The sequence below is a fragment of the Pacificimonas aurantium genome (assembly GCF_020092905.1).
GTDB lineage: Bacteria > Pseudomonadota > Alphaproteobacteria > Sphingomonadales > Sphingomonadaceae > Pacificimonas > Pacificimonas aurantium.
Window position 1 is genome coordinate 90,277 of record NZ_JAGSGB010000002.1, and the last position, 20,922, is coordinate 111,198.

Genomic DNA, 20,922 nt, shown 5'->3' on the forward strand with positions numbered 1-20,922 from the left:
CTCGACCGACCGGCCTTGCCTTTGCGATCGAAGCATGCGTATGTCCTATGAAAACAGCGAGCCGTTAAAAACGGCATGATTCTTATCGGGGAGGAACTGTTCGAGATGGTTGATAACTCAATTGTGCAAAACGTGTCCGTTCGGACGGCCGAGGATATTCGCCCGGCTGCCGAGGCGCTGAAGGCTGCCTTCAACGAGCGCCTTCCGGGCTGGGCTGTCGTTCCGACGGCGAACATCGCGTCGAAGGCGCCGATGATCGACGCCAATGGCGATGTTCTGGCGCTGGGCGTCTTCGGCTTTGCCGAGGAGGAGGAGAAGGCCTGGGAAGAGGGGCGCATCGCGCTTCACTCCCCGCTGCACCGGGCGTGCCGCTACGAGAGCGAACCCTTCTGGGTGAACAAGGACGGTTTCCGCACTGCCCAGCCAAATCCCTATCTCGACAGCATCGACCTCAACAACTTCGAGAAGCGCGCGCGGTGCAAGTCCTCGCTCGTCTTCCCGCTTCACCTCCCTTTCGGCCAGATCGGTGCCGTTTTCGCAGGTCCGCATTCGCCTGAGCGCGAGGACCTGTCCGAGGAGTTCGCTGCTCACGCCGACGAGCTCAGCGTCTACGCCCACCGCTTCATCGCGGGCTATGCGAAGGTCGTGCGCAAGCGTCAGTGGCTGCCGGCGGATTGCCAGTTGACGAAGCGCGAGGTCGAATGCCTGCGCTGGGCGGCGATCGGCAAGACAGACAAGGAAATCAGTCTCATCCTGTCGCGCAGTCACGCCACGGTCCGCTTCCACATCCAGAATGCCGGCGAGAAGCTGGACGCGGTGAACCGCAGCCAGACGATCTTCAAGGCCGGGCAGCTGGGTTATCTGGGCCTCGCCGCCTAAAAGCGGTCGGCCCGCCTAGCCCGAGGCGATGAGCAGGCCGCTATAGGCGGCTGCGCCGAACAGAAACGCCCCGAAGCGGGAGTGCCGGTCTTCCGGCAACTCCTCCTTCAGGACGTTCAGGACGACCGATCCCGCCAACAGAGCGACGAGCGCCACGACCACCGTTTCGCTGACGAGAAAGCTCGATCCGAGCGCGGCCCCGAACAGCGGCGCCCCGGCGAGGAGCCATCGCCCGCGCTGTTTGTATAGGTCGCCATGCTGTGCGCGCAGGCCGTGATCGACGACGAGGAGATGAAGGGCCATCGCCGTGCCGTAGAGCGCGAGCTCTTCGGCGCCGCGTTCCTCGGTGGTTACGAGCAGATAGCCGATCACCGAGTTGTAAATGGCAAAGGCGCACAGGTGCAGCCAGAATGCCTGCAACGGCGCGGCGTCCCGGTCCGCGGCATCCGCCTGCGCATGCTGGCGGATCAACTGGTTCAGGCAGTAGAAAAAGCTAAGCCCGATAAGCGCGATCAGCCAGATATGGAGCTCTGCCGCCGGCAGCTCCGCGTCGCCGTACGTGTCCAGCAAGTGCTCCTGATATTCGGCCAGCTCGGGCATGAGGTGCACGAAAACATAGGCGACCGACGTCCCGCCCGCGAAGGATAGCCAGCGGCTTCGCGGCACCTTGTCGAGGATGGTCAGCCGGCCTGCGAACAGGTGAACGCAGGCGAACAGGGAGGCGATGACCCAGCCGGCAAGTGCAATCGACACGGGTGCGACCCCCTGTCTAGCTGCGGGCTTCGACGCCGCTCATGCAGAGATATTTGATCTCCAGATAGTCGTCGATGCCGTATTTCGAACCCTCGCGGCCGAGGCCCGACTGCTTGACACCGCCGAACGGCGCCACTTCCGTGGAAATCAGCCCGGTATTATGGCCGACGATGCCATATTCCAGCGATTCCGCGACGTGCATGACCCGGGCATAGTCACGGGCGTAGAAATAGGCAGCCAAGCCGAAGACGGTGTCGTTGGCCAGGCGAATGCCCTCTTCGACCGTCTCGAACCGGTAAACCGGGGCAAGGGGGCCGAACGTCTCCTCCGTGCTCGGCTGCGCTTCGACCGGGACATCGGCGAGAAGGGTGGGGGTGTAGAACAGGTCGCCATGATCGTCGGGCCCGCCTCCTACAACGACGCGGGCCCCCTTCGAGACCGCGTCCTCGACATGCTCCTTCACCTTCTCGACGGCATCGCGGTCGATCAGCGGACCGATATCGGTGCCCTCGTCCATGCCATTGCCGACGCTCAGCTTTCGGACGGCCGTTTCGAACTTCTCGAGGAACTGGTCATAGACGCCGGCCTGCACATAGATCCGATTGGCGCAGACGCAGGTCTGCCCGGCGTTACGGAACTTGCTGGAGAGAGCCCCCTCGACGGCATCGTCGATGTCGGCGTCGTCGAAGACCAGGAAGGGCGCGTTGCCGCCAAGCTCGAGACTAACCTTCGTGATGTTTTCCGAACAGGCCGCCATCAGTTTCGCGCCGACTTCGGTGGAGCCGGTGAAGGTCAGCTTCCGCACCTTGAAGTTAGAGGTCATCTCGCCGGCAATGTCGGATGCGCCTCCGGTCAGGCAGGATAGCAGCCCCTTGGGAACGCCGGCCTCCTCCGCAAGAACGCACATGGCAAAGGCGCTGAGCGGCGTGGCCGTCGCCGGCTTGATCACCATGCCGCAGCCGGCCGCAAGCGCAGGGCCGACCTTGCGGCCGATCATTGCGGAGGGGAAGTTCCAGGGCGTGATCGCGGCGCAGACGCCGACGGGCTGCTTCATGACCAGAATGCGCTTGTCGGGCTGGTGACCGGGGATGATGTCGCCGTAGACGCGCTTTCCTTCCTCGCCGAACCATTCGAGGAAGCTGGCGGAATAGTCGATCTCACCGCGGCTTTCGCCCAGCGGCTTTCCCTGTTCGGCAGTCATGATGACCGCGAGGTCGTCGCGATGCGCCTTCATCAGGTCGGCCCATTTGCGCAGCACGCCGGCACGATCCTTCGCGGTCCGGCGGGACCAGTCCGCCATGGCCGCCTCGGCGGCGTCGATGGCGGCCTTCGTCTCCGGCGCCCCCATCTTCGGCACATTGGCGATGGTTTCGCCCGTGGCAGGATTGGTGACGGCGATGCGCTGCTCGCTGCCCGTCCATTCCCCGGCAAGGTAGCAATCTTCCTTCAGAAGGTCCGGGCGGGAGAGAGAAAGTGTCATTTGGGGTCCCTGGGTCTGGCGTTTGCGTCTGGTCTGCGAACGGGTGCGCCCCGTCGCCGGTTTCGTCCCGGCGGGCCGGGTCAGCTACGCGTCGTGAGATCGCCCTCGTAAATATGCCAGGACTCTTCGTCCACCACGGACCGGCGGACGGTGTAGGTCCCGGAATATCCGCTGCCTGTCCCATCGCTTTTCAGATCTTCGACCCGGACGGGAACTTCGGCGTAGACCCAGCCGTCGCGCATGCGTTCCGCCCCGGCCTCCCCGACTTCGGCAATCGCGAGCTCCGTATCTTCAAAGCCTTCAACGAAGGTCTCGAACTCCTCGGAGTCGGCCTCGGGGTCCTTTCCCCACAGCTGCCAGGCCGTGTCATACTCGCCCGAATTCAGCGCCGCATAATAGGCATCCACGACGGCCCGCGGCCCTTCGGCTGCGGCCGCGACCGCTTCCGGCGTGGGCTCGCCTTCCTCGACGCTCTGACTGCATGCGGCGAGCAGAAGTAGAGCTGCCGGAGCAACTCGCATCAAAGAATGCCCCCGCCGATAGAGATGCGCAGCAGCGCGACGAGGATAACGAAGATGCCGAAATTGCGGCCGGTCTTGCTCGAAGAAAGTTGGCCGATGCCCGTCGCAATAATTGCGGCCACGAGCGCGAGCCAGGCGCCGATCCCCCCGACCAGCGGGACAATGAAGACGACGACCAGAAATATGAACGTCACGATCCCGATAAGCAGGGATATCAGGTTGAACATGGCGCCTCCGGCTGACTTAGGGTTATAATACACCTATTTAGGTGTCGAGGCGCGTGGTACAAGTCGCCTGACCATGAGTTTCCTCGATCCCGACCTTCTGCGGGCCTTTCTTATCGCCGCTGCCCGGGCAGGGGAAAGCGTGACCTATTCCGAAGCGCTGGGCAGCCAGGGTTTCGGATTTTCGCGTCCCAAGATGCGCGCGCTTTGTCGGCTGCTCGGCGATATCGACAGCGAGGGACGGGCTCGCGGGGAACCGGACCTTGCCGTGCTGGTCGTCCGGCAGTCCGACCGGCTGCCCGGACAGGGGTGGTGGACCGGGCTGGGGCCGTCCGAATATGCTGGCCCTTGGGAAGGTCCGGAGGCGCGCCGGTATGTCGAGAGCCTGCAGGCAGAGGTCTTCTCCTTCTGGGCCGAAGAGTAAGGCCCAGCATGGGCGCTCACAGGCGCGCGCCAAAGGTATCGCAGGACGCTGGGTCGCCCGTTTCATATCCGGTCAGGAACCATTGCTGGCGCTGCGCCGAGGTTCCATGCGTGAAGCTGTCCGGAACCGGCCGCCGCCCGGCGTTGCGCTGCAGGGTGTCGTCGCCGATCGCATTTGCCGCGGCGACGGCTTCTCCGATGTCGCCGTGGTCGAGATATTCCGAGTTCTCGTTGGCAAAAACGCCCGCGTAGCAATCGGCCTGCAACTCCATGCGTACCTGCAGCTCGTTCGCCTCCGCCGTCGGCAGGCCCTGCTGCGCGGTGCGGATGCGCTGCGACAGACCGGACACCGTCTGCACATGATGTCCGACTTCGTGAGCGACGACATAGGCGGCGGCGAAATCGCCCGAACCGCCCATATCCTCGAGCTGCTGGAAGAAACTCGTATCGATATAGATGGCCTTTTCGGGCGGGCAGTAGAATGGCCCGACGGCGGCCTGCGCAGCACCACATCCGCTGGTTTGGGCATAGCCATCGTAAAAATACAGCATCGGCTCGGGATAGTCCGCACTCGCTTCGGCGAATTCCTCGTCCCACACTGTTTCGGTGTCGGCGAGCATGACGCAGACGAAGGCGTTGATGTCGCTCATATCGCAGGCATCTGCTGAGTTGGTTTCAGCGCTTTGCGGCACGCTTCCGCCTCCGGCGGGAGGGTTCCCACCGCCGAGTAGCGCAAGCGGGTTCACGCCGAAGATCAGCGCAGCGACGACGAGAATGGCAAGCGTTCCGAGCGAGAGGCCGCCTTTCCCGATCGGAAGCGGTATCCCCGCGCTCCGGCGACCGGACGACTTATAGCCGACATTTCTGCTTTCCCGCCGTCCTCGCCACTGGACCATGTTCGTCTCCCTTTTTCCAAAGGGCAGACGGTTCGCTCAGGCAGTTAGTTCCTGCCCGGCAGGCAGGGGCCATCCAGCCACTTCGAACCGGCGCTCGTCGAAACTGCGCAGTTCCCAGGCGAAGCGCAGGGTCGAAGAGGACCAGTTGTTGATGATCTTTCCGTCATGCTTGTACCAGCTGTCGCAGCCCGCCGCCCACACTGTCCGGCCCAGCCGCCTCTGCAGCGCCTCGTTCCAGCGGTCCTCGACCTCTTCGCGCACATCGACGAAGCGCAGATCCTTACCCAGCACATGCCTGATGATCTTCATCACATAGTCCATCTGCCGCTCTGCCATGAAGATAATGGAGTTGTGGCCGAGATTGGTGTTGGGACCATAAAGCACTGCCATGTTCGGAAACCCGCTGACCAGTGTGCCCTTGTATCCCTGTGCGCCATCACGCCAAACCTCCACCAGGCGCTGCCCGTTCCGGCCGGTGACTTCGATGGGCGCCACGAAAGAGGCCGTATCGAACCCGGTTCCCCAGATGATGATTTCCGCGGGAATGCGCTTGCCGCTTTCCAGTTCGACCCCCGTCTGGTGGACCCGTGCCACTGCATCCGATTCCAGATCCACATTGTCTCTCATCAGAGCAGGATAATAGTCGCTGGCGATCAGTATGCGTTTGCAGCCGATCGGATAGTCCGGAGTCAGCTGCCGGCGTAGTTCCGGGTCCGGAACCTGCTCTTCCAGATGTTTTCGAGCGCGCCGTTCCATGACTCTGGCGATGATGCCGTCGGGGTGTCTCATCGCGTGGAAATTCAGTTCGTTCGTCAGATAGATATAGCCGCGCAGCAAGAGGCGCAGCGGCGGCAGAAGACCGAAAGCGGCCTTCGTACGCCTCGAAAACTCCCGGTCGGGCCTCGGCACCAGCCAGTTCGGCGATCGCTGAATGACAGTCAGGCGTTTCGCCTGATCGGCGACAGGCGGTACGAATTGGACCGCGCTCGCCCCGGTCCCGACCGCAACGACATTCTTTCCCTCGACATTCGCGGCCTCGTTCCACTCGGCGGAGTGGAACTGAATGCCGGCGAAGTCGCGCCGGCCGGGTATGTCAGGAACCCGGGGCTTGTTCAGCTGTCCGGTGGCGATGACCAGGAAACGGGCATCCCAGCGGCGACCGTCTTTCGCCTCCACATGCCACAAGCCCTGGGCTTCCTCGAAGCGCGCCGCGCTGACCTCAGTGCGCAGAGCGATATGAGCGCGAAGGCCCTCCTCGGCGGCGGTGTCGCGAAAATAGTCAAGGATTTCGGGCTGCATCGCGAACATTCGCGACCAGTCGGGTTTCGGCCTGAAGGAATAGGAATAAAGGTGGCTGGGAATGTCGCAACTGGCGCCGGGATATCGGTTATGCAGCCACGTTCCGCCCACGTCCTCGGCCTTCTCCAGCACGACGAAGCTGTGAATGCCTTCGCGCTTCAGGCGGATGGCGGCCAGCAGACCGGACATGCCCGCGCCGACGATGATGGCAGTCAGGCGCGGCGCCGGAGCGCGGGAGGCCAGGCGGTCTGCAGCAGGATCGATGTCGGCCATGGGCTGAGTATGCCATAGTTTGCACCGCTGTGTAGCGGGTGCATTGGGGAGGCGGACTTTCCGCTTTCTTCCGGGCAGGAAAGCGGTCGAAGTTCGGTACAAAAAGGACCCAAGGGAGGAATTAGCCATGATCGGATATGCATTCGTCGGTACGAACAATCTGGACGCGTCGCTGGCGTTCTACGACAAGCTTGCAGAGGCGCTGGACGGCAAGCGCCTGTTCCAGGTGCCGGAAGGGCGCGGCTGGTTTTACGGTAACGGGCAGGGCGCCATGCTTGCCGTGGCGACACCCTACGACAAGGAAAAGGCGAGCTGCGGAAACGGCGCGATGATCGCCCTCGTCTGTCCGGATACAGAGACGGTCGACAAGGCGTACCAGACCGCAATCGACGCGGGAGCCAAGGGAGACGGCGAACCCGGCTGGCGGATCGAGAATGTCTTTTACGGTGCCTATTTCTACGACCCGTGCGGCAACAAGATTTGCGTCTACAAGATGAATATGGGTTGAGTCCGGTTCGTCCCGACGCCATAGTCGGCGTCAAGTTCAATCAAGCGAAAGGAGGTGATCCGATGTCTCATGGTTCAGTTAAGGGGTCGGTTCAGCCTTCCGGAACGACTGCCGCCTAACCAAGCGGCGTTACAGGGTCCTCCGGGTCGGACTACCGGCCGCTGATCCATGTTTGCGGGCCGTCCGGGCATTTGCCCGGGCGGTCCGTTTCATTTCCGGCGAGGTCATTTTCGAGAAGATAATGCGCATTCCCCACCTTGCCTTCCCGCTGCTGATTGCCGCCTGCGGCAACTATTCGCTCCCCACCGAAGCGGAGCAGGCCGAAGCCCGGGAAGAACTTCCCGCCAGTTTCGAGGCGGTCGCCAGGGCGGACCGTGCCGATGGCCGCGCCGTATCGCTGCGCTGGCAGGTCGAAGACGCAGACTTCGGCGCCGACCTCTGGTCCTGGACCGAGATCGAGATCGTCGCGGAAACGACCGTAGAGGCGACCAAGGCCGTGCGGAGCATTCGCAGCGTCAGCCTTGACCCGGACGATCTGCGCAAACAGGTGCCCGCAGCCTATCTTCAGGATGCCTGGGCGCTGAAACTGCTTTGCGAGCAGCCGGGCTGTATCCGCATCAAGGAGCGCCGCGAGGCGCTGAACGGAGGCGAGGTGACCGACCACGCCGAGGACACACGCCGGGTGAACGAGCATGCGCTCCTGTTCCACGGTTACGAGGCCCGCGACCGCGCCATCGTCCTGGTGCGGCAGGCGATCGGCGCACCGCCCCGCTAGATTGCCCCGTCAACCCATCGGCCAATGAGGCGCAGGAGTGGCTTGCCGGGAGGGGGCCCCTATTCGGGCGGCATCAGCACCGTATCGACGATGTGAAGCGTGCCGTTCGCCAACGGAATGTCGGTTTCCACCAGCCGGGCCTGGGTGCCGCGGCCGTCGAGGATGACGGGTTCGCCCTCCTCGGTCAGCTCGGCGGTCAGCTGATAATTGTTCGACGTCGTCATGGAGGCGGTGTCGTCGCTGCCGCCCTCAAGGCTCGCCATCAGTTCCTGCGAGCTCATCTCGCTGCGGAGGAGGTGATAGCCGAGCAGCTGGCGGAGCGTGCTGGCATTTTCCTCCGCCGTCAGGAATTCCAGCGTCGAGGGGTCGACCTTCTCGAAGGCCTCGTTTGTCGGGGCGAAAAGGGTAAGGGAGCGCGCGCCCTCGAGCGCCGGTCCCATGTTGGTCTGGGTCATCAGCCCGGCGAGCGTCGAAAGCTCCTCCCGCTCGGCAAGCGCCTCGGCGGCCTGCGGGCCCGCCGGCTCTTCGGCGGCGACTTCCTCGTCAATCTTGAGCCGCGGATCACGCTGCGGTTCGTCGCAGCCCGCCGTCGAGACGAGCAGTGCGGCCGTCAGACCGGTGGCAAACACCATCTTCATAGTAGACCTCCCCAAATTTTCGTTCGGGCGCCCCGAATTCTCGTGCCGGGTGCACCCTTCCGACATCGAAGTGTAACCGGTCGATCCGACTTCGCAAGGCTTCCTTTCGGGGGCGAAAACGCAGTCCCCGAAAGTGTGGGCCGGACCCCATCGCCCTGACCTTGGCACCCCGACCTCGGGACCCTGACCTGAGGACCCTGGGCCCGGTTACCGCGTTGACCTGCCGACAGAAGGAGACAGGACATGAGCGGCAAGGACAGCAACCGGCCCGACAGCGACCACCCCCACAGCCCGACCCCGCGCGAGAAAACGCGCGAAGAGGGCAAACCCGATCCGAAGGGCGGCGAGGGGCTGAAGGACAAGCGGCCCTAGGGCTTCCCCTTACTCCAGAGTCCCCTCACGCTATAATCGCGGTCCCGTCGGCGGGAGCGCGGAGGCGGTGCGGCGCGCGCGCAGCCCCTTCTGCGCGGTGCGGGTTTCGAGGAGGAAGGCCACAAGCCCGAAGACAATGAGGATCATCGCCAGGACGAACAGGAGCGCCACCGCAGTCCCGAGACGGGGCGGCACGAAGGGCGCGACGAACAGGATGGCGACGGTAAGGGCGACGCACAGCGCGGCGGCGACCGAACAGAAGATCGCCGTGTTGATGAGGCCGGTGCGCCGTTCGAGATAGGGCAGCTCCTCCGCCGCGATCGAGCGGCGGCGCTCGTCATAGCTTTCGAATTCGGCCTCGATCCGCCGCGCGCGGTCGACGACGCGGCCGAGGCGGCTGGTGAGGACATTGAGCAGGCTGCCAATGCCGACGATCAGGAAGGCGGGGGCCAGAGCAAGCTCCAACGTATGCGCCAGGCTCGCGGTGTCGGCAGTGCGCGCCGCGACATTCGCGGTCGTTTCGGCAACGCTGCCGAGAATGGGACTGACGACGGGAATGCCCATGACCCTGTACCCTTAACGCCTTTCCCGCATGCGAACAGGGCCGCCGGACGAACCGGCAGCCCTGTTTGTAGTTTCTGAACCGAGATGATTTCCGGCGGCATGCGCCACCTTCATTGCCACCCGGTTAGTGTTGGCTGGGATGATTTCCGGTGGCGGTCGCCACCTTCATGGCCACCCGGCTGGGAGTCTCCTTACGCGGCTTCTTCGTAGCGTTCCTCGAACATGTCGGTGATGCGTTCGCCGGCACGAATCTCGGTCAGCGCGTTTTCGATGACCATCAGCGTCTTCGGTTCGTCCTTGAGCAGCCCGCCGTCGATGACAGCCTCGAACTTCTTCCTGATATAGTCCTCGCCCTCCTCGGCATTGTCGGTCGCGGCCTTGTTCGAGTCGAACAGCCGGTCGGTCAGCTTCGTCCAGATGCGGTGAAGGTCGCCGGTGACGGTGCCCTCGGTCCGCGCTTCGCCGCCGACGCGGACAAGCTCGTCGTTGAGCTTCGCCACGGTCTCGCGGCGGTTCTGGGCGCGGTCGCGAAAGGCGGTCTTCACGGCCGGATTGTCGGCGCGCTCGGCAACCAGTTCATAGCCGCGCACCGAGTCGATGGCAGTGTCGGTCAGGGTTTCGAGAGTCTTGATAGCGGTATTCAAAAGGGGCCTCCTAATCGTTGAAACAACGTGATTTTGTCTATTGCCCCAACCAACGGGAGAGACGAGCGATTGTTCCGGAATGTACTAGGCCGAAATGATTTCATTCATCCGGCCGGGATGATTTTCGGCGGCCTATGCCACCTTCATTGCCACCCAGCCTGGGCGAAGCCCCAAATCCTATATAGGTCACACTAGGTCACACCTCAGCGCGCGTGTGCGCCCGCCTGCGCGTGTGTACGCGCGGGCGTACGCGCGTGGGTGCATGAGAGGGGCGCATGAGAGGATGAGGTTGCGGCGCATGGGTCGGCGCCCGGCCTCAGTGACCCGCCTCGGTGTTCCGCCTCGAGCCTCCGCCTCAGTCCTCGCCGGGACGGGGGCGGCGCTCCAGACCCTCCACGACCGAGCGGTAATGCGCGAACATCGTATCGGTGGGCGTGTCCGACAGCATGCGCTCCGCCGCCGCCTCGCGGCGCAGCTCCTCCGCCTGCCGCGCGAGCGCCGCCTGCTCGCCGGCAGGACGCTGCCCGCGCCGGGTAATGGCGTTGAGGATGGCGGGCAGGCCGCGCGGGGACCCCGAAGCGCCGAGCGGGGTGGGGGAGGCGTGTGGCCCGCTCGCGCCCCTGCCGCTCCCTCTTCCGGCGATCCTGCCGCCGTGCATATGCGTGAGCAGGAAGATGAGCAGGCGGTTGTCCTGACGCATGCGGCGGCCGGTGACGACGCCGTCGCGGTCGCAGATCACCTCCTCATTGCCCTCCAGCGCGCGTTCGAGCGCGATGTCGGCCAGGCTCTCGCCCGCTACCGCGAGCGCGGCGGTCCAGCCCTCCGCGAACAGGCGCTGGTCGGTGCGGCGGCGGAAGCGATAGGCGGATTCGCGGCTGAGCCCGACGGCGTCGGCGGCGTAGGAGACGCAGCCCGTTTCGGCGAGGGTTTCGAGAAAGCGCCGCTGCACAGCCGGGGTCCATTGCCGCCGGTGCACGGGGCCCTGGAAGGGGCCGGGCGGCAAATTGTCGTCGGCGGGCGACTGGTCCGGGAAATGGGCCGGCATCGTGACGTTGGACTGGGCGTTGGAAAGGGACCCGGACTGGCCCGGGATGGGGAGCGGTGCGGGCGAGGCCGTCGGCTCGGCCAGTCCGGGTGCGGTGTCGGGAGCGAAAGGTCGTGCGGGGGTCTCGTCGGGAATGTGCGGAAAGCTGTCTCTGCTCATGTCTGCCTCCTTCGGGTCGGCTCCCGCGAGAGGCGGAAGCGCTAGGGGGCAACCGGAGTATGCAGAGACTCTCCTATTCTTGAAGAGGGTTGCGTGGCGGCGTGGGGTGAGGCCTGGACGGGGGGCGATGACTAGCCGAAGCTAGGGAGGAGCGTGTGGAAGACGTTGAACACAGCCCGTTCGTCGGGCGGGAGTACCGGCCTGGTGGCATCGCGATTGCCGGTCACTCGCACTATTTGGACCCGCCCGAACAGGACCGCTCCGAACTGACCATCGAAGTGCTTGAGCGGATTACCAGCGGCCGGGAGGACTATTTCTTCTTCCGGGCCATCATGCGGGCCTTTGACAGCAGTGACCCGAAATTGTTCTGGGCCGACAAAGTGTTTTTCAACATCCTGCCGAGTTCGATCGGCACGTCCGCGCAGATGTCCGGGCATGGCACGCCCGCGCAATGGGATCGTCTGGGTCCCCGGATGTTCGAGATCCTGGACAGACACCAACCATCTCGGCTGTTCGTGTTTTCGGTCAAGGCCTGGCGCGCGATGCCAAACGGGGCGCAGTTCGAAGCGTCACCCACGCCGGAGCGGACCTGGTACGCTCAGAAGGGAGGCGAAACGCTTGCCATCGGCATCCGTCACCCGCGCGGGGCAAGAACCGAGCATCTGAGAGATAACGTCAAAGTAGCTCTAAACTATTCCGTTGCGAGGTAGTGGATGCGCCAACTTAGGCGATAGGCGGACTCAGGGCGCATCTCGATGGCGCCCTCTGCTTCGCCGCCGTCCATTGCTGGCCCACGGTTTCTTCAAGCGGCTTCGGAAGGCGGACCCCGGAACGTGGTCCAGGGCAGGCGTAGTGGAAGGCGTCGGTCATGCGTGCCACGCTGGTTCGGTTTCGAGGTGCGGACAGCGTGCAGATAAAGTTCTATTTTGGACCGAAAAAATCGTCGATTTTACCCTAAGTCCATCGGTGTGGACCGAGTGGTTGCTATATACTAATAGTATTTCTTCTGGGAAAGTTACACAGGATGAGTGACGAGTTCCATTTGGCTAACAAATACCACTTCTCCCTCGAGCTTGATGGTAACTAGAAAAGTTCCGGGTACAAGGGGTGCGGTATAGAGCCGAACAGAAACATTCCGATCTTCTTCCTCCCACCGAAAGCTGGGTAAGTGGTCACCAACACCTTGGCAAAAGACTTCTGTCCGTAGTTTTTGTCCATCCCGTCGTGGATGGAAATCGATGTTGAGGCCACCCTGATGTATATCCACACTTTCAACATAGGAGAAACGACTTTCAAACATGCCGGGCTTAGAAAACACCTTTATACGGGACGACCATTTTGAAGAATCCGAGCCGAGTAAGTGCAAGAGATAAGAACGTTCGGCATGTGAACGACATATTACAGCCTGAAGGCAATGAGACAATTCCAGTCTATCCGGCACCAAAACTTCAGCGCATCGCTTTCTTATGATATCACTATTGTCCGGATTGCTGGTACCGAAACCACCCTCATGGTATACTTTATCAAAATCTATTTTTTCAAACCCAGACTCATCATTATAAATGACGGTATCCGAGTTCTGGGTATTGCCATCAGAAAAATAACAGTCGCTGCGAGTCAACACCTTTGTCGAATCTAGGAGAAAAATTCCAAGCGTGGGTGAATGCGGCCAGCCCAACTCTTCTTGCGGCTTTCGACACCCTTCTATACGGTATTGCGTCGGGGTCTTCGGGCGAAAATAAAGCCGCACGTAGTCATATGGATCCCTATTTGTGGATAACACTTCTTGCGATGCGACGTCTTTTTCTATGTCTTGTCCGGCAATATTTCGACCGCGAATCTCTCCAGCTTGGAGGATTTTGGCGACATTCTCTAGTGGGTCATGTCGGAACAATCGACTTGGCCAATTGGTACGGTATCTATATGAAGAATGAGAAAAACGTTTCTTCCAGGCCCTTATGTGACTTAAAGCGCTGTTTTGACTGATGCCCACGGTTTAGTACCGGCCTACGACTGACTCGGCTTTTGCAAAACTTTTGTCCAGCTCGACTCCGATCGCCCCTTCACCTGCGTCATCGGATATCTGAAGTGAGCGTACGTACTTCAGTTCATTAGCCATTGCCATTAAGTAATACGCAGCATCAAATGCTGATCCGGACATTATAGTGCGACGAACAGGCCCTTTTTGAAGCAGGGACCAGAAATCGTGTAGATCATATTCGTCCACATTATAGCGCTTCTTGTTTGCCCGAATCGTAAGCGAATTTTCAGAATCGTCTGCCGTTACTGAAAAGGGAGTGCTGTTCCCTATCGTTTTCAGGTCACTTGCACACTCTCTAGCCACATCCTTGAGGTCGCACACGAAATCATGAAATGAACGTGGATATCGCTCTCCAAGACGTGCTCTGTGCTCGACCAGACCGTTGTCTACAAAGTGATCGTGAATGTAAATCCGGATAGGAAGTTTGTGCAGGTAACTATGCATTAACGGCTGAACTACTTCCCAGTCCAGATTCCCGTTTCCGCAGCCTAGAGGAGGAAACGAAATTTCTCGTATCCCCAGTCGCTCGTAGGATTCAACGAATTTTGCTAAGCCCGCTTCTATGTATTCGAGCTTACTAGGATATCGCCAATGACGCTTGGTTGGGAAATTCAGTACCCACTGAATGGGACCCTTCCACAACCAAAGTTTGCCTATATCGATAAGCCCATCGTCACAGAATAGTTTGTATTGGTCGAACATAGTCGGGTATAGGTTCTTGTAAGACTTGGCTAATCCTTTGCCCATTACCCCCACGGTATTTACCGTATTTACCACAGTCTGGGCGTTTGAATCCAAGATACTGGTTCGATGATATACGATCATTCTATTCCCCCAATTGCTGATTATTGCCTGTGCGGGTTCGAGTCGCGCAAGTGAAGGGATGTGTATGCGCGGTCATTCGGCCGCTTGCCGCGTTGCGTCCACCCCCAACATCGGCGCCAGGTACCGCCCGGTATATGATCCCTTCGCCTTTGCGACCTGTTCGGGCGTGCCGGCCGCGACGACCGTCCCACCGCCGACGCCGCCCTCCGGCCCCATGTCGATGATCCAGTCGGCGGTCTTGATGACCTCGAGATTATGCTCGATCACGACGACGCTGTTGCCCTGTTCGACGAGGGCGTGCAGCACCTCGAGCAGCTTACGCACATCCTCGAAATGCAGGCCCGTCGTGGGCTCGTCGAGGATATAGAGGGTGCGGCCGGTCGCGCGCTTCGACAGCTCCTTCGCCAGCTTCACGCGCTGCGCCTCTCCGCCTGACAGGGTGGTCGCCTGCTGCCCCACCTTCACATAGCCAAGGCCGACCTCCATCAGCATCAGCATCTTCGTGGCGATGGGCGGGACATTGGCAAAGGCGCTGGCGGCGTCCTCCACCGTCATGTCGAGGACGTCGGCGATCGACAGCCCCTTCCACTTCACTTCGAGGGTCTCGCGGTTGTAGCGCGCGCCCTTGCACACGTCGCAGGTGACGTAGACGTCGGGCAGGAAGTGCATCTCGATCTTGATGACGCCGTCGCCCTTGCACGCCTCGCACCGGCCGCCCTTCACGTTGAAGGAAAAGCGGCCGGGCTTGTAGCCGCGGGCCTGCGCCTCTGGCAGCCCGGCGAACCAGTCGCGGATTGCGGTGAAGGCGCCGGTATAGGTGGCGGGGTTCGAGCGCGGGGTGCGGCCGATGGGCGACTGGTCGATGTCGATGACCTTGTCGAGATGGTCGAGCCCCTTCAGGTCCCGGTACGGTCCCACGGGAATGCGCGCGCCGTTCAGCGCCCGCGCGGCGGCGGGGTAGAGCGTGTCGATCACGAATGACGACTTGCCCGAGCCCGAGACGCCGGTGACGCAGGTGAAGGTGCCGAGCGGGATCTTCGCGTCGATCGACTGGAGGTTGTTGGCGGTGGCGCCGGTCAGCTTCAGCGCCTTGCCATTGCCCTTGCGGCGCTGCTGCGGCACCTCGACCCGGCGGCGGCCCGACAGATAGGCGCCGGTGAGCGAGTCCTCGCTGGCAAGGATGTCGTCGAGCGTGCCCTCCGCGATGACCGCGCCGCCATGGACGCCCGCGCCGGGGCCCATGTCGACGATATGGTCGGCGGTGCGGATGGCATCCTCGTCATGCTCGACGACGATGACGGTGTTGCCGAGGTCGCGCAGGCGCCGGAGGGTTTCGAGCAGGCGGTCATTGTCGCGCTGGTGCAGGCCGATCGAGGGCTCGTCGAGGACGTAGAGGACGCCCGAAAGGCCGCTGCCGATCTGGCTGGCGAGGCGGATGCGCTGGCTTTCGCCGCCCGACAGCGTGCCCGACTTGCGGTCGAGGTTAAGATAGTCGAGGCCGACATTGTCGAGGAAGCCGAGGCGCTCGACGATCTCCTTGAGGATGCGCGCGGCGATCTGGTTCTGCTGGTCGGAGAGGCGGCCGGGCAGGCCCTGCGCCCAGGCATAGGCCTCGTCGACGGGAAGCCGCGCCACGTCGGAGATGGTGTCGCCGGCGATCTTCACCGCCAGCGCCTCGGGCCTGAGGCGCGCGCCGCCGCACGCCTCGCACGGGGCGGCGGACTGGAACTTGGTCAGCTCCTCGCGCATCCAGGCGCTGTCGGTGGAGGCGAGGCGGCGGGCGAGGTTGTGGACGACGCCCTCGAAGGGCTTCTTGACGTCATATTTGCGCTTGCCGTCCTCGAAGCTGAGCGTGATCGGCTTGCCCTTCGTGCCGTGAAGGATGACCTCGCGCGCCTCTTCGGGCAGCTCCTCCCACGGCGTCGACAGACCGAACTTGTACGCCTTCGCCACCGAGCGCAGGACCTGCATGTAATAGGGCGAGGGGGGCTGCGACTTCGCCCAGGGCACCACCGCGCCGCGCTGGAGCGAGAGCTTGGTGTTGGGGACGATGAGGTCGGGGTCGAAATAGGCCTTCTCGCCGATGCCGTCGCAGGCCGGGCAGGCCCCTTGCGGCGAGTTGAACGAGAAGAGCCGCGGTTCGATTTCGGGAATGGTGAAGCCCGAGACGGGGCAGGCGAATTTCTGCGAGAAGAGGATGGGATCGCGCACCTCCTCGCCCTCGCGGGTGACGAACTCGGCCTCGGCCAGCCCGTCGGCAAGCGACAGCGCGGTTTCGAAACTGTCGGCAAGGCGCGTCTCGATGCCCTCCTTCACGACAATGCGGTCAACGACGATGGCGATGTCGTGCTTGTATTTCTTGTCGAGCTTCGGCGCCTCCTCGATCGGGTAGATCTCGCCGTCGACCTTCACGCGCTGGAAGCCGGCGGCCTGCCACTCGGCGAACTCCTTGCGATACTCGCCCTTGCGGCCGCGCACGACCGGCGCCAGCAGCATCAGCCGCGCGCCCTCCTCGAGCGCCATGATGCGGTCGACCATCTGGCTGACCTGCTGGGTTTCGATCGGAAGCCCGGTCGCGGGCGAATAGGGAATGCCGACGCGCGCCCAGAGCAGGCGCATATAGTCGTAGATCTCGGTCACCGTGGCGACGGTGGAGCGCGGATTCTTCGACGTGGTCTTCTGCTCGATCGAGATGGCGGGCGAGAGCCCCTCGATATGGTCGACGTCGGGCTTCTGCATCATTTCGAGAAACTGGCGCGCATAGGCGCTGAGGCTCTCGACATAGCGGCGCTGGCCCTCGGCATAGATGGTGTCGAAGGCCAGGCTGGACTTGCCCGAACCCGACAGGCCGGTGACGACGACCAGCGCATCGCGCGGAATGTCGAGCGAGACGTCCTTCAGATTATGTTCGCGCGCGCCGCGCACGCTGATGGTCGTCAGGGCCATTCACAACGCCTCTTCGTTCCTGAAATGTTCCGTCCGGATCGGACCTACCTGTTCGGGGCGAACGGGGGAAGGGGCGAGGTGGGTCCTTGCGGCCATCGAGGCAAGAGGTCGGCCGACCCGGGCGCGCTGTCAGGAGGGGTCCGCGGCGAAGCGCTCGGTCAGCATGATGCTGCCATTGCCGACGCGAATTTCGCCGCGGCCGGCGAGGGCGGCCAATGCCTCGTTCACGGTCTGGCGCGACAGACCCACCATGCTGGCAAGTTCCGCCTGCGTGATCCGGATGACGCCGGGCGCGCCAACCGCGGCCTCATGCCCCGCAATCCATTCAAGCCGGTCGCGAATCCGCGTGACGGCATTTCCGGTGACCGCGGAATAGAAGAAGCCCAGGGCCGCCCGGCCATAGGTGCTGACCGCGGTCTGCACGGCACGGGTCACGGCCGGATATTCCGTCATCAGCCGCTGTATGTCCGCCAGCGAAAGGTAGCCGAGCAAAGTCTCCGGCTCCAGCGAGACGAAGACGGGGTAGTCCTCCCTGTCGAGCGTGGCCACCTCGCCGAAGCTTTCGCCGGCCGAAAAGCGCTTCAGCAAGATCTCCCCGCCCCCCTGGCTGAGCAGGTACATCTTCGCAGAGCCCGCAAGCAGGCGGTAGATGCCGCGGGCGGTTGCCGAAGGCGAATAGACGTCGCCGCCCTCTCGCGACCGGATCGGCCAGAGAGACGCCTTCACTGCCGCGCGTTCGCGCGCCGGTAGCCGATCGATCCAGTTGAAGGGGGAGGGCGGATAAGTCGGCACGACGCGTTCCAAAAAAAACCCTGTTATCGACTGTCGGCTTCCCGACAAGTGGTGACACGGCGAGCCAGTATATACGCCGGCGGGCCGGCAGCGCGCTCGATACGAACGCGGCGGCGTGCCCTCAATAGCCAAACGAGTATGCCGCATGCCCGGCGATCCCGGCGCGCGGACGCGTAACCGGAGAGATCGCCGTGACCCACCGTTCCCTCATAAACCTGCTGCTTCTTGGCGGTAGTACGCTCGCACTCTGCCTCTCAGCGGCTCCGGCCAATGCGGACGGTACGCCCGAATGCAATAACGGAGCCGAATTCTGGTCGACGGAATGTGGTAGCGGGAGCACAGCAGGGTCTCGGGCCACCGCGTTGGGCGCCGACGCCGATGCCGACGCACTTCGCGCAACCGCCATCGGTTCAGACGCCTCCGCTGCAGGCTACGGCACCGCGGTAGGAGAAGCCGCGGAGGCAGCCAGCTACGCCATCGCAGTCGGATCCGCTTCGGGCGCGGGCAACTACGGCGCTGCTGTTGGCGAGAACGCGCAGGCCGAGTCCCACGGTACAGCGGTAGGCACGAGTTCAGCAGCCTCGGGCGGGCGCAGCGTTGCAGTCGGGTTTCGGGCGGAGGCCGCCGGCGGAAGTGCGCTCGCGCTTGGTCAGAGAAGCAATGCGTCCGCGGACGGATCTGTCGCGCTGGGTTCTGAGTCGGTCGCCGACCGCATCGGCACCGTCTCGGTCGGGAGCGACACGTTTCAGCGGCAGATCGTCAACGTTGAAGCGGGTACGGCAGACACCGACGCCGTGAACCTGTCGCAGCTGAACGCGGTCAGTACGGCCGCCGCCACTGCGCAATCCACTGCCGCCGATGCGCAGACCGACGCCGACACGGCGCTTTCCAACGCAGCGGCGGCGCGAGCTGCCGCGACTGCCGCGCAAAGCTCGGCCGACGATGCCGCTGCGGCCGCGGCTGCAGCGCAGGGCACTGCCGATACGGCGCTGACCGATGCAGGGTCGGCGCAGGCTGCAGCCTCCGCCGCCCAAAGTACGGCAACCGATGCCGCCACCGCAGCGGCGGGTGCACAGAACTCCGCAGACACGGCGCTTTCCAACGCTGCCTCCGCCCAGACCGCCGCCGTCGCCGCGCAGACGACTGCAGATGCCGCGCAGACAACGGCAAACGGTGCCGCCGCAGCAGCCGTGGGAGCGCAGAGCACCGCCGATACGGCGCTGACCAATGCAGCGTCGGCACAGGCTACGGCAGACGGCGCCGCGACAACCGCGGCGAATGCCCAGGGCACTGCCGATACGGCGCTGACGACAGCCAATACGGCGCAGACAGCGGCCGATAGCGCACAGGCTACGGCAGACGGCGCCGTTCGCGCGGCAGCCGGCGCGCAGGATACCGCCGATACAGCCCTGGCGGATGCGGCCCGGGCGCAGTACTCCGCAAACAATGCGCAGGCCACTGCGAACGAAGCGTTGGGTGCAGCGGTCGACGCGCAGGGCACCGCAGACACTGCACGGGCGGAAGCGGCAACCGCGCAGAGCACCGCGGATACCGCGCGAACCGAAGCGGCAAGCGCGCAAGATGCGGCGGACTCGGCGCAGGCCACGGCGGACGGCGCCGCGGCAGCCGCCGAAACAGCGCAGGGGACTGCAGACCAGGCGCTGACCGAAGTCGCCGACGTTCGCGACGCGACCGGAGAGGCCGCGGCAAAAGCCGAACAGGCACTCGCCGATGCGGCGACTGCTCAGATGGCCGCCGACACCGCCCAAACGACCGCGGACGATGCCCTGATCGAGGCAGCGGATGCCCAAGCTTCGGCGGACCGTGCGCAGGACGATGCCGACCGCGCGCTGGCGGAGAACGACACGCAGAACGGACGTCTGGACGCGCTTGACGAGAAATCGTCCTACATGGCCGTGAACGGGGACGGGAACGCCGCAACGGCGAACGGCGCCAATGCCCTCGCCATGGGTTCGGGCGCCAGCGCCATGGCTGCGGATGCGGTCGCGATCGGCACCGCCGCCGAAGCGAAAGACGGCAAGGCTGTCTCGATCGGAGCCGGCAATGTCGCGAGCGGCGATGGCGCCGTTGCCATCGGCGACCCCAATTTCGCCACGGGCCGGGGCGCAGTGGCGCTGGGCGCAGACAATTCCGCGACGGGGGATGGCGCGGTCGCGCTCGGAAATGCCAGTCAGGCAGACGGTGCCGGCGCCGTCGCCATCGGTAACGCCGCCGTCGCCATGGGCGCGGGTTCAGTCGCGATCGGCAACGGCGCCGAGGCCGAGACCCCCGGCCAAATCGCTCTCGGAAGCGCGAGCTCGACGCACAAGATGGCCGGCATCGCCTCGTCGAGCAGCCGCGCCGCGCAGCAGGGGGCGGTCAGCCTGGTGACGACCGACGCCGACGGTCGTCTGGCGACCACGACCCTCGACATCGCCGAACTGGGCGCGCTGGGCGGGCGGGTGACCGACCTGGAAGCACGTGCGGCCGAATTGCAGGGCGAGATGGCGGTGAACGAACGCGCGGCGAACGGCGGTATCGCGGCGGCGATGGCACTGGGCGGGACGCTCTTGCCGCCGGACAGCGAGTTCGCGCTGAGCTTCAATCTCTCGACCTATCGCGGCGAGCAGGGCTTTTCCGGGTCGGCAGTCGCTCGAGTGACGCGCAATGTCTGGGTAAGCGGCGGTGTTGTCGGCTCGACGGTGAAGGGCTCCACGGGCGGCCGGGCAGGGGTGAGCATCGGCTGGTGAGGAACAAGCCCGGAACCGCTGGGGCGACCTGAAGGCCTCCGGGCGGACACGGCAGAGGAAATCATCGCATAGACTCGGGGCGTGACGCCCGTCACGGACAAGACGCCGCCGCCGG

21 protein-coding genes are annotated in these 20,922 nt (G+C 63.6%); 7 read left to right on the forward strand and 14 right to left on the reverse strand.

Features of this window, described 5'->3' with window-relative positions; all coding sequences use genetic code 11:
- Positions 1–75 precede the first annotated feature (75 nt).
- Positions 76–879 (forward strand): helix-turn-helix transcriptional regulator, encoded by an 804-nt coding sequence (locus KCN53_RS07255; RefSeq protein WP_224199500.1) that lies wholly within the window; start codon positions 76–78, stop codon positions 877–879.
- 15 nt (positions 880–894) lie between these two features.
- Here the strand turns inward: KCN53_RS07255 and KCN53_RS07260 are convergent, their stop codons facing one another.
- From KCN53_RS07260 to KCN53_RS07275, 4 genes are all read right to left on the reverse strand, one after another.
- On the reverse strand, positions 895–1,632 hold the full coding sequence (locus KCN53_RS07260; protein ID WP_207790618.1) for a hypothetical protein: 738 nt from the start codon (positions 1,630–1,632) through the stop codon (positions 895–897).
- Between the two features lie 16 nt (positions 1,633–1,648).
- On the reverse strand, positions 1,649–3,112 hold the full coding sequence (locus KCN53_RS07265) for an NAD-dependent succinate-semialdehyde dehydrogenase (RefSeq protein WP_088712973.1): 1,464 nt from the start codon (positions 3,110–3,112) through the stop codon (positions 1,649–1,651).
- Positions 3,113–3,192: 80 nt separating this feature from the next.
- Positions 3,193–3,633 (reverse strand): hypothetical protein, encoded by a 441-nt coding sequence (locus KCN53_RS07270; protein WP_088712972.1) that lies wholly within the window; start codon positions 3,631–3,633, stop codon positions 3,193–3,195.
- Positions 3,633–3,860: a hypothetical protein gene (locus KCN53_RS07275; protein ID WP_088712971.1), complete on the reverse strand. Its 228-nt coding sequence runs from the start codon at positions 3,858–3,860 to the stop codon at positions 3,633–3,635. The genes KCN53_RS07270 and KCN53_RS07275 overlap by 1 nt, the downstream gene beginning before the upstream one ends.
- 73 nt (positions 3,861–3,933) lie before the next feature.
- Between KCN53_RS07275 and KCN53_RS07280 the strand changes: the two genes are divergently transcribed.
- Positions 3,934–4,281, forward strand: a complete 348-nt coding sequence (locus tag KCN53_RS07280; RefSeq protein WP_088712970.1) for a ribose-phosphate pyrophosphokinase — start codon at positions 3,934–3,936, stop codon at positions 4,279–4,281.
- Positions 4,282–4,297: 16 nt separating this feature from the next.
- Here KCN53_RS07280 and ypfJ read toward each other — a convergent pair whose 3' ends face one another.
- Both ypfJ and KCN53_RS07290 read right to left on the reverse strand, forming a co-directional pair.
- Positions 4,298–5,176: a KPN_02809 family neutral zinc metallopeptidase gene (gene ypfJ, locus KCN53_RS07285; RefSeq protein WP_088712969.1), complete on the reverse strand. Its 879-nt coding sequence runs from the start codon at positions 5,174–5,176 to the stop codon at positions 4,298–4,300.
- A gap of 36 nt (positions 5,177–5,212) precedes the next feature.
- On the reverse strand, positions 5,213–6,748 hold the full coding sequence (locus KCN53_RS07290) for a flavin-containing monooxygenase (protein WP_172406262.1): 1,536 nt from the start codon (positions 6,746–6,748) through the stop codon (positions 5,213–5,215).
- A 127-nt stretch (positions 6,749–6,875) separates the two neighbouring features.
- Here KCN53_RS07290 and KCN53_RS07295 point away from each other — a divergent pair, with 127 nt between their 5' ends.
- Both KCN53_RS07295 and KCN53_RS07300 read left to right on the forward strand, forming a co-directional pair.
- Positions 6,876–7,256 (forward strand): VOC family protein, encoded by a 381-nt coding sequence (locus KCN53_RS07295; protein ID WP_088712967.1) that lies wholly within the window; start codon positions 6,876–6,878, stop codon positions 7,254–7,256.
- 241 nt (positions 7,257–7,497) lie between these two features.
- Positions 7,498–8,031 (forward strand): hypothetical protein, encoded by a 534-nt coding sequence (locus tag KCN53_RS07300; RefSeq protein ID WP_143712245.1) that lies wholly within the window; start codon positions 7,498–7,500, stop codon positions 8,029–8,031.
- Positions 8,032–8,090: 59 nt separating this feature from the next.
- Here the strand turns inward: KCN53_RS07300 and KCN53_RS07305 are convergent, their stop codons facing one another.
- Positions 8,091–8,669 (reverse strand): fasciclin domain-containing protein, encoded by a 579-nt coding sequence (locus tag KCN53_RS07305; protein WP_172406261.1) that lies wholly within the window; start codon positions 8,667–8,669, stop codon positions 8,091–8,093.
- 243 nt (positions 8,670–8,912) lie between these two features.
- Here KCN53_RS07305 and KCN53_RS16045 point away from each other — a divergent pair, with 243 nt between their 5' ends.
- Positions 8,913–9,041 (forward strand): hypothetical protein, encoded by a 129-nt coding sequence (locus tag KCN53_RS16045; RefSeq protein ID WP_263435056.1) that lies wholly within the window; start codon positions 8,913–8,915, stop codon positions 9,039–9,041.
- Between the two features lie 30 nt (positions 9,042–9,071).
- Here the strand turns inward: KCN53_RS16045 and KCN53_RS07310 are convergent, their stop codons facing one another.
- The 3 genes from KCN53_RS07310 to KCN53_RS07320 all read right to left on the reverse strand — a co-directional run bounded on the left by KCN53_RS07310 (position 9,072) and on the right by KCN53_RS07320 (position 11,453).
- Complete coding sequence (locus tag KCN53_RS07310) at positions 9,072–9,605, reverse strand: DUF2721 domain-containing protein (RefSeq protein WP_088712964.1); 534 nt, start codon at positions 9,603–9,605, stop codon at positions 9,072–9,074.
- 191 nt (positions 9,606–9,796) lie between these two features.
- On the reverse strand, positions 9,797–10,249 hold the full coding sequence (locus KCN53_RS07315; RefSeq protein WP_207790617.1) for a ferritin-like domain-containing protein: 453 nt from the start codon (positions 10,247–10,249) through the stop codon (positions 9,797–9,799).
- A 355-nt stretch (positions 10,250–10,604) separates the two neighbouring features.
- Positions 10,605–11,453 carry a hypothetical protein gene (locus tag KCN53_RS07320; protein ID WP_088712963.1) on the reverse strand — a complete coding sequence of 283 codons (849 nt, stop codon included), beginning with the start codon at positions 11,451–11,453 and terminating at the stop codon, positions 10,605–10,607.
- A 155-nt stretch (positions 11,454–11,608) separates the two neighbouring features.
- Here KCN53_RS07320 and KCN53_RS07325 point away from each other — a divergent pair, with 155 nt between their 5' ends.
- The gene (locus KCN53_RS07325; protein ID WP_088712962.1) at positions 11,609–12,163 is read left to right on the forward strand and encodes a hypothetical protein; all 555 of its coding nucleotides are present in this window, start codon (positions 11,609–11,611) and stop codon (positions 12,161–12,163) included.
- Between the two features lie 305 nt (positions 12,164–12,468).
- Here the strand turns inward: KCN53_RS07325 and KCN53_RS07330 are convergent, their stop codons facing one another.
- The 4 genes from KCN53_RS07330 to KCN53_RS07345 form a co-directional block, all read right to left on the reverse strand.
- A complete protein-coding gene (locus tag KCN53_RS07330; RefSeq protein ID WP_088712961.1) occupies positions 12,469–13,446 on the reverse strand; it encodes a DarT ssDNA thymidine ADP-ribosyltransferase family protein in 978 nt (325 codons plus the stop codon).
- Positions 13,447–13,449: 3 nt separating this feature from the next.
- Positions 13,450–14,319: a macro domain-containing protein gene (locus KCN53_RS07335; protein ID WP_088712960.1), complete on the reverse strand. Its 870-nt coding sequence runs from the start codon at positions 14,317–14,319 to the stop codon at positions 13,450–13,452.
- Between the two features lie 72 nt (positions 14,320–14,391).
- The gene (gene uvrA / locus KCN53_RS07340; RefSeq protein ID WP_088712959.1) at positions 14,392–17,265 is read right to left on the reverse strand and encodes an excinuclease ABC subunit UvrA; all 2,874 of its coding nucleotides are present in this window, start codon (positions 17,263–17,265) and stop codon (positions 14,392–14,394) included.
- Between the two features lie 129 nt (positions 17,266–17,394).
- Positions 17,395–18,057 (reverse strand): Crp/Fnr family transcriptional regulator, encoded by a 663-nt coding sequence (locus KCN53_RS07345; RefSeq protein ID WP_172406260.1) that lies wholly within the window; start codon positions 18,055–18,057, stop codon positions 17,395–17,397.
- 191 nt (positions 18,058–18,248) lie between these two features.
- On the opposite strand from KCN53_RS07345, the gene KCN53_RS16160 reads away from it, so the two are divergent.
- On the forward strand, positions 18,249–20,807 hold the full coding sequence (locus KCN53_RS16160) for a YadA-like family protein (protein ID WP_143712244.1): 2,559 nt from the start codon (positions 18,249–18,251) through the stop codon (positions 20,805–20,807).
- Positions 20,808–20,922 lie beyond the last annotated feature (115 nt).

Bases quoted from the DNA above. Each gene is read 5' to 3' on its own strand.
- KCN53_RS07295 (WP_088712967.1), top strand. From the start codon at position 6,876: ATGATCGGATATGCATTCGTCGGTACGAACAATCTGGACGCGTCGCTG.
- KCN53_RS07320 (WP_088712963.1), bottom strand. From the start codon at position 11,453: ATGAGCAGAGACAGCTTTCCGCACATTCCCGACGAGACCCCCGCACGA.
- KCN53_RS07255 (WP_224199500.1), top strand. From the start codon at position 76: ATGATTCTTATCGGGGAGGAACTGTTCGAGATGGTTGATAACTCAATT.
- KCN53_RS07265 (WP_088712973.1), bottom strand. From the start codon at position 3,112: ATGACACTTTCTCTCTCCCGCCCGGACCTTCTGAAGGAAGATTGCTAC.
- KCN53_RS07300 (WP_143712245.1), top strand. From the start codon at position 7,498: ATGCGCATTCCCCACCTTGCCTTCCCGCTGCTGATTGCCGCCTGCGGC.
- uvrA (WP_088712959.1), bottom strand. From the start codon at position 17,265: ATGGCCCTGACGACCATCAGCGTGCGCGGCGCGCGCGAACATAATCTG.
- KCN53_RS07280 (WP_088712970.1), top strand. From the start codon at position 3,934: ATGAGTTTCCTCGATCCCGACCTTCTGCGGGCCTTTCTTATCGCCGCT.
- ypfJ (WP_088712969.1), bottom strand. From the start codon at position 5,176: ATGGTCCAGTGGCGAGGACGGCGGGAAAGCAGAAATGTCGGCTATAAG.
- KCN53_RS07335 (WP_088712960.1), bottom strand. From the start codon at position 14,319: ATGATCGTATATCATCGAACCAGTATCTTGGATTCAAACGCCCAGACT.
- KCN53_RS07270 (WP_088712972.1), bottom strand. From the start codon at position 3,633: ATGCGAGTTGCTCCGGCAGCTCTACTTCTGCTCGCCGCATGCAGTCAG.
- KCN53_RS07275 (WP_088712971.1), bottom strand. From the start codon at position 3,860: ATGTTCAACCTGATATCCCTGCTTATCGGGATCGTGACGTTCATATTT.
- KCN53_RS07290 (WP_172406262.1), bottom strand. From the start codon at position 6,748: ATGGCCGACATCGATCCTGCTGCAGACCGCCTGGCCTCCCGCGCTCCG.
- KCN53_RS07305 (WP_172406261.1), bottom strand. From the start codon at position 8,669: ATGAAGATGGTGTTTGCCACCGGTCTGACGGCCGCACTGCTCGTCTCG.
- KCN53_RS07310 (WP_088712964.1), bottom strand. From the start codon at position 9,605: ATGGGCATTCCCGTCGTCAGTCCCATTCTCGGCAGCGTTGCCGAAACG.
- KCN53_RS16045 (WP_263435056.1), top strand. From the start codon at position 8,913: ATGAGCGGCAAGGACAGCAACCGGCCCGACAGCGACCACCCCCACAGC.